Origin of the sequence: Paenibacillus sepulcri (genome assembly GCF_042647105.1) — a bacterium.
Taxonomy (GTDB): domain Bacteria; phylum Bacillota; class Bacilli; order Paenibacillales; family Paenibacillaceae; genus Paenibacillus_Z; species Paenibacillus_Z sepulcri.
Genome location: NZ_JBHRUP010000001.1, coordinates 7,126,963 through 7,139,394, shown reverse-complemented (window position 1 = coordinate 7,139,394; position 12,432 = coordinate 7,126,963). Strand labels below are relative to the sequence as shown.

10 protein-coding genes are annotated in these 12,432 nt (G+C 54.9%); 4 read left to right on the top strand and 6 right to left on the bottom strand.

Going from position 1 to position 12,432, the window contains the following annotated elements; translation table 11 throughout:
* Window positions 1-70: 70 nt before the first annotated feature.
* The 3 genes from ACFOLF_RS31060 to ACFOLF_RS31050 form a co-directional block, all read right to left on the bottom strand.
* Window positions 71-289, bottom strand: a complete 219-nt coding sequence (locus ACFOLF_RS31060; RefSeq protein ID WP_210039566.1) for a hypothetical protein — start codon at window positions 287-289, stop codon at window positions 71-73.
* Window positions 290-393: 104 nt separating this feature from the next.
* Window positions 394-714: a hypothetical protein gene (locus ACFOLF_RS31055; protein WP_210039567.1), complete on the bottom strand. Its 321-nt coding sequence runs from the start codon at window positions 712-714 to the stop codon at window positions 394-396.
* Window positions 715-806: 92 nt separating this feature from the next.
* Window positions 807-1,376, bottom strand: coding sequence for a xanthine phosphoribosyltransferase (locus ACFOLF_RS31050; RefSeq protein WP_210039568.1), 570 nt, complete (start codon window positions 1,374-1,376; stop codon window positions 807-809).
* A gap of 191 nt (window positions 1,377-1,567) precedes the next feature.
* On the opposite strand from ACFOLF_RS31050, the gene ACFOLF_RS31045 reads away from it, so the two are divergent.
* Window positions 1,568-2,272 carry a hypothetical protein gene (locus tag ACFOLF_RS31045; protein ID WP_210039569.1) on the top strand — a complete coding sequence of 235 codons (705 nt, stop codon included), beginning with the start codon at window positions 1,568-1,570 and terminating at the stop codon, window positions 2,270-2,272.
* A gap of 100 nt (window positions 2,273-2,372) precedes the next feature.
* On the top strand, window positions 2,373-3,413 hold the full coding sequence (locus ACFOLF_RS31040) for a YkvI family membrane protein (RefSeq protein WP_210039570.1): 1,041 nt from the start codon (window positions 2,373-2,375) through the stop codon (window positions 3,411-3,413).
* Window positions 3,414-3,427: 14 nt separating this feature from the next.
* Here ACFOLF_RS31040 and ACFOLF_RS31035 read toward each other — a convergent pair whose 3' ends face one another.
* Genes ACFOLF_RS31035 through ACFOLF_RS31025 form a run of 3 tightly spaced genes read right to left on the bottom strand, consistent with a single transcriptional unit; the run spans window position 3,428 to window position 9,460 of the window.
* Entirely contained in the window at window positions 3,428-6,952 is a 3,525-nt protein-coding gene (locus tag ACFOLF_RS31035; RefSeq protein ID WP_210039571.1) for an AAA family ATPase, read from the bottom strand.
* On the bottom strand, window positions 6,949-8,295 hold the full coding sequence (locus ACFOLF_RS31030; RefSeq protein ID WP_210039572.1) for a metallophosphoesterase family protein: 1,347 nt from the start codon (window positions 8,293-8,295) through the stop codon (window positions 6,949-6,951). The genes ACFOLF_RS31035 and ACFOLF_RS31030 overlap by 4 nt, the downstream gene beginning before the upstream one ends.
* A 22-nt stretch (window positions 8,296-8,317) precedes the next feature.
* Entirely contained in the window at window positions 8,318-9,460 is a 1,143-nt protein-coding gene (locus ACFOLF_RS31025) for a glycosyltransferase family 4 protein (protein ID WP_210039573.1), read from the bottom strand.
* A gap of 233 nt (window positions 9,461-9,693) precedes the next feature.
* On the opposite strand from ACFOLF_RS31025, the gene ACFOLF_RS31020 reads away from it, so the two are divergent.
* Both ACFOLF_RS31020 and ACFOLF_RS31015 read left to right on the top strand, forming a co-directional pair.
* Window positions 9,694-10,896 (top strand): GGDEF domain-containing protein, encoded by a 1,203-nt coding sequence (locus ACFOLF_RS31020; RefSeq protein WP_210039574.1) that lies wholly within the window; start codon window positions 9,694-9,696, stop codon window positions 10,894-10,896.
* A 235-nt stretch (window positions 10,897-11,131) separates the two neighbouring features.
* Window positions 11,132-12,391 (top strand): stalk domain-containing protein, encoded by a 1,260-nt coding sequence (locus tag ACFOLF_RS31015; protein ID WP_210039575.1) that lies wholly within the window; start codon window positions 11,132-11,134, stop codon window positions 12,389-12,391.
* The last annotated feature ends 41 nt before the right edge of the window (window positions 12,392-12,432 follow it).

Genomic DNA, 12,432 nt, shown 5'->3' with positions numbered 1-12,432 from the left:
CCTCCTGGTTGTGGTCAATGATGCTTACTGCCAAGGAAAAACAGCAATCCTGCCGGGTTCCATTTTGGCTTTAGACTTCCCAATTGCTGCTCCGGGGCTCAGATGCCGGCTCGATGATATAATTCCGCTTCACCTTCACGATCCGTCTGTTCGGCCGGCGGATTGCTACAACTTCATCGTCCCAGGCCACTACAATTCCGATCACGTCATTGTCTTCTATGCCGTCACGGACCACACGAATCCGTGTGCCTTCCACCCGATATGCATCCAGTTGTTCCTCTGATATCACGGTTTTCGTTTGCCCCCTAACCCTCTCATCATGTATCCCTATATGTAAAAGACCCCAATGCCCAAGTTTGCTCATTGAGGTCTCTTACCCAATCTATGCTGTTGTCAGCTCACCGTTTCGTTCGAATCAATGGTTTCATACCACTCATCAAGTACGCGCGACGACATGACACGACTTGAAATATAATCAGCCTGCTTGGCTGTGAATTGTGTTTTCCAATCCATCTCAAGCTCTTCGGACAATTTGACAATGGTTAATAACTCGGACCAGGCAACATAGCGTTTGTACCAAAAAAATTGTGGATGCTCGATCATATAAGGATACAAGTCATCGAATTCCGTATGCTTGCAATCGAGTGCACGCTCAAAGTGATTCTTGGCGTCGGACAATTTGGTTTCTAAAAAATCTGCAGAAAGATTCCCCATGCTCTTGTGCCTCCCCTCGGTCAATAAGAACATTATAAGGCAAAACGGCTGAATCGAAAAGGTACTGATTGTGGAATATTTCGTTCATGAAGCTACAGGAACTGAATATGCCCGCCTTCCAAGGAGGCAATCTGGACAAGCGATTCCACACGAATCCCTTGCTCCCGTATGGTTCGCGCCCCGGCCTGAAAGGATTTCTCAACTACGATTCCAAGACCGGCCAGCTTCGCGCCGGAGCGTTCAATTATTTTTATGAGTCCGCGGGCTGCATCGCCATTGGCTATGATATCGTCTATGAACAGGACCGTATCGCTCCCGGTCAGAAATTGGCGGGATACCATAATATCCGTTACAATTCCTTTCGTAAATGAGGGCACCCGCTCCGTCAGCGCATCCGGATCGGCGATCAGCGTCTTCTTGCGCCTTGCAAAAAGCAGTGGAACACCCAATGCCAGGGCGGTTGTAAATCCAACCGGTATGCCGGAAGATTCAACCGTAATCACTTTCGTAATCGAATGCTCTGAATAACGTCTGGCAAATTCATTGCCCATCGCCATCGTCAGCTGAGGGTCAACCTGATGATTCAGCAGTGCATCGAGCTTTAACACATCATTGTTGATGACGGAAGCCTCGCGTAAAATCCGTTCTTTTAACAGTTCCATCGCTTTCCCTCCACCAAACACCTTTTTACGTCTAAAGTACCATATGCAAGGCCAACTCCGCAAGCTGGACAAGCAGGAAGGATTCAAATTCCACAAGCTTTAATGCAACTTTTTGCCAGGTTTTTACGTCTAATAGTTGTCGGATGCTTTAGGGCCACTAGAGCATCAAAATGCAGGAGGTGTACGTACAATTGAATAACCCGAGATCCCGCAAGGCTGCGCGCGGGGCGGCTGTCGCTTTGCTCTCCATTGTCATTGCCGGATGCCAGATGCAGTCAGGCAATCCGTCCTCCACCGGCGACAGCGCCGCCCAGCCTCAGGGACAAGCTGACGGAAACTCTTCAGAACGCACGAACGGTCCGCAGCAAACCTTCAATAAGGACAAGAACAACGGAGATAGCCCTGTTGTTCCTGCTTCCGGTGATGACGCGAAATCCGAAGCGGATGCCACAACCGAATCAACCGCTTTAAAGAATACGGCCAAAGAAGGAAAGGCCGAGTTGAAATGGGATCCGAAGGCACCCAAGCTGCGCCAGATCTCCATCGCCGATTCCCAGGCTTCCCTGGACAAATTGCTCGGCCAGCCTTCCGAGAGCTACAGTCTGGATGATGGCGGCGATGAACTGACAGTCCACGAATATAAAGGCTACTCCATCGGCTTCGACGCGAGCAAAAAAGTAAAATTCATCGAAGTGTTCGAGAGCGATGCCGTCACCGATCTCAACGGATTGCGCGTCGGAGACAGTGAAAAAACAGCCCTGACGCTGCTTGGCAAGCCGGAAACACACACCTCAAGCGTTATCGCCTACAAAGCATCTGGCGCCCTCTTGAAGCTTGATCTGGACCCCGAAAACAACCAAATCATTTCCATTAAGCTCTTTGCCGATTCCGAGTAAAACCCGAACAAGACGATTTTCATGCCGGGACTTGTCATGCCTGTCCTTCTTCTCACATATCTTGTAGATAAGTGCGAACGAGAGGCAGGTCGGAACCGTCATGAAACAATTTGGAAAAGTCTTGCAGATTGCGTTCACGTATATGGGCACCATAGTTGGTGCCGGCTTCGCGACCGGACAGGAAATATTGCAGTTCTTCACGCGTTTCGGCTACTGGGGCGCAGCCACTATTCTCCTGGCAACCGCCATGTTCATCTGGCTTGGAGCTAAAATGATGCTGATTGCAAGCGACATATCCGCCAAGTCGTACGAGGATGTCAACAAAAAGCTGTTTGGCCCGCGTTTCGGGCGTTGGGTCAGCCATTTTATGCTCATTGTACTTCTTGGAGTCAATGCTGTTATGCTAGCCGGCGCGGGGACAATCTTCACAGAAAACTGGAATGTTTCCTATCAGACCGGACTGCTTGTGACGCTGATCGGCTGTTTTTTTCTTGTCCGCAAAGGAATGAGCGCCATACTGACAATCAATTCGATTGTCGTGCCGTTGATGCTTGTTTTTACGCTGATTATCGTTGTAGACACGCTGAATACGCCTGGCTCAAGCCGCTGGATGCTGCTGACCAGCGATTATTCTCCCTTTGCCGTGTGGGCCTCGCCCCTGCTGTACGCCGCATTCAATTTGTCCATGTCCCAGGCTGTGCTTGTCCCTCTCGGAGCGCAGGTGCGGGACCGCAAGACCATCATCGCCGGTGCATGGATAGGCGGAATCGGGATTGGCTTCATGCTGATTGCCGGACATATGGCCTTATCCCTCTATATGCCCGGTATTCAGCAGTATGCCATTCCGATGGGCGGTATCGCCCGCGAGCTTGGACATGGCATGCAGTGGATCTATATCGGCCTGATTTTTGCCGAGATCTTCACCACATTGGTCGCAGATATCTATGGACTGACGCTTCAGCTTAAAGAACGGATGAAGATGTCGCATACCCGGATCACCTTAATCGTACTCGTTATCTGTTATGCTGCCAGTCAAATCGGGTTCGGACCGCTGCTGTCCACGCTTTACCCGATATTCGGCCTTGTCAGTCTCGGATGGCTCGCACTTCTGATCAAGCAGTCTGCTCCCCTGGGCAAATAAACCCTGTTCATCGTTTAGGATAAGTGGACAAGCCTGGCACTGGAAAGCTGCTCCATCAGCTTGTCCCGAATGTGATCATGACAGGTAAGCAGCACAAGCTGTCTGCGGCTGGACAGCTCTCCAATGATATCTATGGCAGCCTCCAGCCGGGAGCCGTCAAAATTGACGAATAAATCATCCAGGATCATCGGCAATTCCGTCGTCATCGCCGCTTCATCCGCAAGAGCAAACCGCATGGACAGATACAACTGCTCAGCCGTCCCCCGGCTGAGAAAGATGCTGTCGACGAACTGACCGTCCGGCGTCTCAAGCCGAATTGTCTGTTCCCCCTCCGGCACGGAAATCCGGGTGTATTTCCCCTTCGACATCTTTGCCATATAGCGCGAGGCTTCCTTCAGAACGGCGGGCTGCCGCTGCTCCTCCATCAGCCGTTTTGTTCTTCGAATCATGGTCATGCTCAATGCGGCTACCGCATACCTGTCCATCAACTGCTTCAGCGCCGCTGAAGTCTCTTCCCGCTGCGCCAGAAGACGCGTACGGCTGCCGGCCTGCATCAACTGCTCCATCGACTGGCGCTGGCGTCCGCTTGTTTCCAGCAGCTCGCTTCTCAGCCGCTCTCCGCTTGCCAAGGCCGATTCCGCTTCCAGCTTCATCGCTGCCAGCCGGGCGGCATCGACAAATTGAAACCACTGCTCCAGACGCTCTCTCTGGGCAGAGGTGACTCCCGCATCCAGCTCTGCCGCAAGCTTATACAGCTCCGGCTCAATTTCCTGCAGGCGCTCGGATTTCTTGACCGCTTCCAGAAAACCGCGTTCATTGTCCGCGGAAACTGCCGCAAACCACGTCTCCCGCTCATCATCCAGCTTGTGAAGTGCTTCCACAAGCGAGGTCTCTGCGTTGCGGAGCCTCGCAATTTCCGTTGTTAATTCGTTCAGTCGCGCCTGCGCTGCCGTTTGCTTCCCCGCTTCGCTGTGCATCAGCTTCAAGGCAAGTCCAGGTTCCGCAGACGCGGTCCCTCTGACATCCGGAAATTTTGAGCCAAGTGTCCTGACCGCCGCCTCGAAGTCCGCAAGCTGCGTATCCATATCGGCAGCTTTCGCTATCAGGCGGTCGCGTGCCTGAAGCCGAAGCGCCGCCTGCTCAGCCAGGTCGGCGGTTTCTATCGCCGCCTCCGGGGATAATGTAAGCGGCAGCGCCTGCGCGGCAAGCCAGCTATGCCAATTGGCGGCCGCGGCTTGCTCCTGTTCGGCGGCCTGCGCTTGCTGGAGCCGCTGCTCTGTTTCCTGAGCCGCGAGCGAAGCGAGGCGGCGCTGCAGCTCTCTTCTGCGCTGGGCGCTGTGCTGGCCCGCGCGCAGCTGATCCAGGCGGGCATCTATCGCCGCCCTGAGCTGCTCCAGCAGCGCTGAAGGACTGACAGGCTGGCGGTGCATCCCGCCGCCGCTTACCGCCCGGCTGACCGCTGCGCCGGCAGCCGCGGCTTCCTGGATGTAAGCCCGCGATGCGGCGTGCTGCTTGTCAGCGCCTGTGGGAGCCGCAGCGGCGGGGCTGTATGCTTCGCTGTCCGGAGCGAAGCTTCGCCCGGTGGCAGCTTCACGGTTTGCCAGCAGCGCGGCGAGCAGTGCCTCCGGCTCGCTGACGAGCCCGCGCAGCGCGGCCGCAACGCGGCGCTCCGCCGCGGCAAGCGGGGCCATCGCCGCCGCGGCCGCGGAAGGCGCCGGGCCTGCCGCGGCGCGATGCGGCCCGCCGCGGCGAGCGCGGGCCGGCGCTGCGCCGGCGCGCGGCGCGGCCTGCCGCGCTTCGCGCAGGCGCAGCAGCGCCAGCGCCGCGATAGCCAGCGCGGCGCTGGCGGCGGCTGCCGCGGCCGTGGGCCAGCCGGCCGCGAGCAGCGCAGCCGCGGCCGCAGCCAGCGCGCCGGCCGCGGCCCAGAGCGCCGCGCCGCCGCGGTGCCCGGCGGCGCTGGCGCTAGCAGCCCCCTGCTGCGCTTGCTCAGCGCGCAGCTGCTCAAGCTCAAGCTCCCGCCACGCGTCCTCGAACGTCCGCGCAGCATGGCGCAGCCCCTCCGGCGTTGCCGGCAGCAGCTCAGCGCCGCCAAAGTCCGCCATGCGGACAGCAGCCGTTGCCTCTTGGTCGCTCCCATGCAGCTGCCCGCGCTGCTGACTGCCTGTTCCGGCTGGAGACCCGCCCCGCCGGAACAGTTCCCTTCCCCCAGCCGTCTCTTCAATCTCGGCCAGCTGCGCCTCCACCTCCTGCGTCTGCTCGCGGGTTGAACGCAGCTCCGCCTCCGCCAGATGGCTGGCTCTCGCCGCGTCCGTCATCGCGGCTCTTGCCGCCCTCACCGTTTCACGGTCGGCGACAGTGAAACGGAAGAGGCGCAGCTGATGCTCTGTCCAATCCGGAGCAATCCGTGACAACAATCGGGACAGCGCTTCGGAATGCTCGCGCAGTTCTGCCTCCAATGCCTTGCGTTCGAGACGAACCGCATTCATCCGTTCCACTGACATCAATAGAGCTTCGATCTCTTCAACAGCCTCGATCAGCTTCTCATCATAGATCAGGGACCTTGATCCCCGTTCATGTCCGTCGGCCTTCAGTTTAATGTCGCGAAGCGCAGCAGCCGTGCGGTCATGTTCAACCGTCCACAGCTCCCATCTTCTTCTCATATCCGAAGGCAGCCTTCCGGCCGCATTCAGATCCTCAAGCTCGCGCACAAACGCCATGCGCCCGATCCACAGCGGTCTTGTTTCATGGGCTCGTGCCAGCAGCGCCGCCTGCTCCCGCATTGCAGGCAGGCGGCTTTCCAATTCCTGAAGCTGCTTCTGCGTCTGTACAAGTTCATCCGCCAGATCATTATAGGAGCTGATCTCGTCTTCCAGACGTCGCAGCTGCGTTTCCGTATCGTCCAATTCCTTGATCAGCCGGTTCATCTGCTGATTGCTCCCGCGCGGACGGAATAGTCCATCCAATTGGGCGTTCAACTGCTTCTCCGTCCTGGCAATCGCCTGCCCTCCGCCCCAGCCTGCGTGATACAGCTGCTTGCCCAGCTCATCGCCTTCCAGCATGCCTACGGCCTGCAGCTCAGTCAGCGTAATAGCGAATAATTGACGATATACTCTCTCATTGACTCCACCGAGAAACACCTGCTCCCAAGCGCCTTGGAGGAGCAGCTCCGGCAGCTCCGGCAGGTCTGGCGCCGCGGGCACGTCCGTGTCATTCTGCTGCCCCTCTGCCAGCTGGCCTTCATAGGGACGGACAGATAACTTCCCCCCTGCCGTCTTGGCAAGCCGTTCCAATACATACGCTCGCCCGAGCGAATCCCGGAATAGCAGCCTGCCGCCATGACGGCCTCCAGCGGATGGCTCCTGCCGTTCGGAGGGATTGGCCCTCGTTGCAAACCCGTACAGCATCGAGCGGATAAACCCCAGCATCGTGCTTTTCCCCGCTTCATTCGGCCCGTAAATGACCGTTACCGGCGCATCGAAGCTGCAGCGAAAATCGCTCAGCTTGCCGAAGCCTTCCACATGCAGACCTATCCATTTCACTTCACAGCTCCTCCTTCACTTGTCTCCATCGCAGAGGATGAAGGAACAGCTTCATTCTCCTCCGTCAGTAAACCGGCTGCCAGCTCTTTCGCCTGCTGCAGCCAGGAAAGCGAATGCCCTTCCATGCGTTCCATTACCAGCTTGCGCATCCGGGCATTGGCAAGCAGCGGCGCAAGCGCTTCCTCCAACAGCTCCAGGCGGCCCGCTTCGTCAGCTTCAATCCCTAACACGCCGCGCAGAAGTTCACCGGTAAAGCTGTCCTCACCTGCAGCAGCCTCCAGATCCAGAACGATCCCTGTCGCCAGATCAAAGCCGGCGACCCAGCACCACGGCTGTTCGCCGGTTTGCCAGCCAGCCGATCCGCTCTCCATCCGCTGGCGCAATCCGTCCAGCAGCTCTGCTGCAAAAACAGGATCCATCAGCTTACTGTGCAGGAGCCCCCTGCCTGTAAGCCGCAGTCTGACGACAAGCGGCCGGCCGCCGCTTCCCGTCATACCGGCGAGAAGCGCCCGCTCCAGCAGATCCAGCATAGCCTGCTCATTTTCAACCCCCTCGATGGACGCCTCTATGCGTTCCCATCGGACGGTATCCAGAGCCACGAAGGTGAGCTCCGCTTCCCTGGAGGGCTTTACATCGACGATATAACATCCTTTGGCGCCTGTTTCTCTGAAATGACGCCCTTGTGTATTTCCCGGATAAACAACATGGGGATATGTATGGAGAACGGCACGGGTATGTATATGCCCGAGAGCCCAGTAATCAAAACCGGATGAAGCAAGCTCAGTGAGCGAACAGGGCGCATATGGATCATAAGCCGGGTTGCCGTCCACATTCCCATGGAGGAGCGCGATATGGTAGGGGCCCTCCGGATCCGGACGATAGCCGCGGGCAATGTTGTCTGTCACGGCTCGCGCTCCATACGACATGCCGTACACATATGCGGCAAGCTCGCCGTCCTTTCGGTAGGCCGGCGAGTGTTCCACTTGCTTCGAACCGAAAATGGTCATGGATTCCGGCCATTGCAAGTTAGCCCTGCCGCCGCCCAGATGATCGTGATTGCCGTGAATGACAAACAGCTGCACACCATGGGTGTGCAGCCGCTGCCATTGTTTTTGCAGCGCCAGCTGCGCGCGCAAGGAACGGTCTGCCGAGTCAAACAAATCACCGGCGATCACCACAAAATCCACATCTGCCGTTATTGCCGTTTCCACCAGCTTCTCCACTGCCCTGAAGGTTGAGTCCGCAAGTGTTTCACGCACATGATGAGGCGCGTCCGGGAGACCCTGAAAGGGACTGTCCACATGCAAATCGGCAGCATGAATAAAACGGAACGGGACGCTCATTCGCAAACTCCTCCTGCCGGTATTAAGATTTCACTTCCGGTTCCGGATTAATCTCCAGGTAAACTTCCTTCAATTGCGCGATGACGCGCTGCAGCGAATATACCTTCTTCGCTTTATTCCAGGCTGCCCGGGCCAGGTTGTAGCGGAAGCTGGGATCACTGATGACTTTCTCAAGCGCCTCGCAGAGGGCCTCCGGGTCCTCCGAAGGAACGAGCAGGCCATTGACGCCATCATCGATTTGCTCTGCGATGCCGCCTACATTCGTGCCGATCAAAGCCAGCCAGCAGAGCGCGGCTTCCGCGAACACCGATCCGAACGCCTCGGCGCGCGACGGAAGCACGAACACGTCGAAGAACGGCATGAATTCCTCCGGATGAAGCATGTAGCCATAAAAAATAATATCGTCATACAAATCCAGCTGCAGGGCAAGCTGCTCCAGCTCCGTCCGTATAGGGCCATCGCCAATGATATGCAGGACAAACGCATGCCCCTTTGCCTTTAGTCCTGCACAGGCATGAAGCAGAATATCCAGACCTTTGGCAGGCACAAGCCGGCAGACAGTAATCAGCTGTACAACCTCGTTCTCATGGGAGATCGGCCGGAAGCGCTTCTCATCGAAGCCATTCGGTATGACCTTGATCGCATCGGGATTTTTGATATAGGGGCTTATATAGCTTCTGAAGGATTCGGAGACTGTCAGAATCCGGTCAACCTTGGCTTCCAGCTCACCGTAGATGGATGTCAGGAATTGATGCTCCTGTCCGCCCTCCCGGATCCTGCCGTTCAATATGAGCTCCCGCTCATAGCTGGAATGAATCGTCATCATAAGCGGCATTTCCGGATACAGCTTCTTCATCGCAAGCGCCGCTATGGGGTGATGCGCGTGAATCAGGTCGTATGATTTATTAATCCGCATTCGCGTCCACCACAAGTAGTCGCGATAGGTCTGAATATATTTATCAACAATCGGGTTGCCTTCGTACTGTCGTATATCGAACGTATCGAAGCTGACAGCGTCCTGCCCCTTGCTTCTGACCCTCTTGGGAATAGAGAACAGCTCCATCTGCCAACCCATCTTATTGAACCGCTCTTGGATATACGGAACCATTGAGGACACACCACCGGGCTGATCCGGCGGAAAAAACAAAGCTTGTAATATGTTCATTCTTGTCCTCCTCAAATGTATTCTGTTAAGAAAACATATCATCGCAAGCATAAAAATGATGGTTTCCGTCAAGAAAACATTTCTTCATACGGTCGTCCTCGACACTTTTCGACTGAACAAAATCATGATATACTAGAACATATGTTTCTGTAAAGTTTATTCCCCCGGCAAGTTTCAACCATACATAAGAAGTTTAATCGGGTATAACTTCAACCTCGCTAGGTGGGTATCATATGACGATTTTGCAGTGGATTGCCGGTCCGACCGGTCAAACCTTCGCTTCCGCTTGTGTTTTGACCATACTGGTCCTGACGCTCTTTATGTCGATTCGCCTGTACAAAAGCTACCGCCGGAACAAAACCCACCGGTTGCTGATTGTTGTTCTTTCTATTGTTATTCTACAGCAAGCAGCGCTTGTCAGTCTCGCTTTTCCCGGGTTATCCCAGTCGCCTTATTTGAACTTGTCCTATTCCGTTACAAGTCTGCTCTCCTTTATTATTATAAACTTTGTTTTCATGAAATTGTATACACAGCCCTCAACACGTCTGAAAGGAATGCCGTTTCTTCTTATGGTTATCGGCCTGGTCGGGATTACGGCGCTTCAGATCGCATTGGACCCGGATATTCTCACTCATCCGGTAGGCGCTGAAGGCTTGTCCGCACTCGCTATGGATTTCTATGGCCTCGTCATCAACTTTATCATACTGCTGAATTTGCGCGGCATCGATCAACGCTTCAGCTACTCTGCCAGTCTGATTGTTTATTTCATTTATCAGCTCTCGGATCTCGCAGACAGCTATGTTTTTCACGGAAGCGAGCCGATGCTTGTGATTCTTTCCCACCTGCTTCCTATTGTCTATTATGCCCTGTTGTTTCTGCTTTTGTTTGACTGGGTGCTGGAGAGGCTGCTGATGACCTTTCAATCCTCCATTACAGACGGCCTGACCAGCTTGTATAATCGCAGGCATTTCAATAAGAAAGCAGAGCAGATGCTGCGCGAGGCAAGACGGATCGCCATTATTTTCTGTGACATAGACAACTTCAAGAAGCTGAATGACACGGAAGGCCATCATCGTGCCGACGGCGTACTCAAACAAGTTGCTGATATTATAAAAGAAGAAACCGCCGGTATCGGAGCGGCCGGGCGATACGGAGGCGAGGAGCTGCTGGGACTGGTAGCCGCTGCTGGCGTCAAGCCTGAGAAAGTGGCGGAAACCATTCGAAGCCGCGTTGAGAAAGAAAGCATCGTGACGATCAGCATAGGCGTGAGCTGCTCCCGCGACGGCGTTTCTGCCGAGGAAGTCGTGAAGCAGGCGGATGAAGCCATGTACGTGTCGAAGACGTCCGGCAAGAATAAAGTGACTCTCCATGCCTCGATGAAACGCTCGCGGAGCCGCTCTGCCGGAGAAGATTCCCAGCAAAACATCCACGCTTGAATTATCTCTGCTTCAGCAATCCAACTCTCTCGAACAAACAGAAGCCTCTGCTTCGGTTTGTTTCGTCGATCCGGTAATCAACGGTCTGCATATGCTGCTGTGGAAGCGCTTGTACCGCGATCGATCGGATTTAACAATTCTTTAGGTGCTGTTTTGGGCCATCTTCTTTGTTCTGTGAAAACGACCTGCTATACTTAATAGATTAATAGATTTGGACAGGAGACGAATTATCAAGATGAGAAAATCCAAAAAGATAGCCCTTATATTCTGCTCTTCCTTCATGCTTATCTCCGGCTACGGATTGGCTCCAAAGGCACAGGCCGCTTCAGCCGCGCCCGCACCTCTTTCCATAATGCTGGACAGCTATCCGCTGCCGTTCCCTGCTGATCCTGTCGTCATCCAAGGCACAACGATGGTTCCTTTCCGGGCAATTGCCGAGGCCATGCAGATCTCGGTTCAATGGACGGCGAAAACCCAACAGATAGAGGCAACCAAGTCCATTGCGGGAGCAAGCAAAACCGTGATTCTCCGCGTAAGCAGCAAGAACGCGACAGTTAATGGGAACTCGCTTCCTCTGGCGGTTGCTCCGCTTGTCCGCAATGGATCGGTGCTTGTTCCGCTCAGCTTCTTCAGCAGCCAGTTCGGCGCTTCCGTAGGCTGGGATGCCAAGAGCAGGACCGTATCGATTGCTTCCCCCAAGGAAGACCTGTACACCATGGGCTTTTATGCTATTTCCTCGTTCGATGAGCGGAGATTTATCAGTAAATTCGATTCCGTCTCGTTTGGCTGGGCACGAATTGATGAACAAGGCCAATTAACGCTGCAGGGAAAAGATTATTACTGGCCCCAGGCTGCAGGCGACACAACGCCGGAATCCATTATTACAGGAGCATCCCAGGCAGGAACCTCCCCTGAACTCATGGTGGTGGCAACCGATGTCAAGGGAGAGCTGACCAGACTTCTTGGAGATCCTCAGCTGCGCAGCAAGGCAATCGATAATATCGTTGCGCTGGCTGCGGACAAGCAGTTCGATGGCATTACATTGGACTTTGAAGGTCTTGGATTGACAGGGGAGGCCAGTACGGTCCAGCAATCATTCACCGAATTTGTCCGTCTCCTGGATGAACAAGCCCAAAATCGGGATCTGAAGCTCACCCTTGCCCTGCATCCGCTTAATGGCTCTTACAAAGGCTATGATTACAAGAAATTGGCCGCATATGCCGATCAATTCGTCATAATGGCTTACGATTATTCCTATGAGAAAGGACCTGAGCCGCTGAAGCGTGTGGATGAAGCAATTCATCTGGCACTGAATCAGGTGCCCAAAGACAAGATCCTCCTGGGCATCTCCATGGGCAGTGAGAATGCCGGCACCATTAACGGCAAAATCGGTTTGGCCAAACGTTACGATCTGAAGGGGGTTGCCCTCTGGCGGATCGGGATCATAGGTGATGCCGTCATTCAGAAGGTGGAGCAAACAATCGCTTTAAAGTGAATAAATCTCAAGCCGTCTATTTGGGCTTGAACAAGGAAATG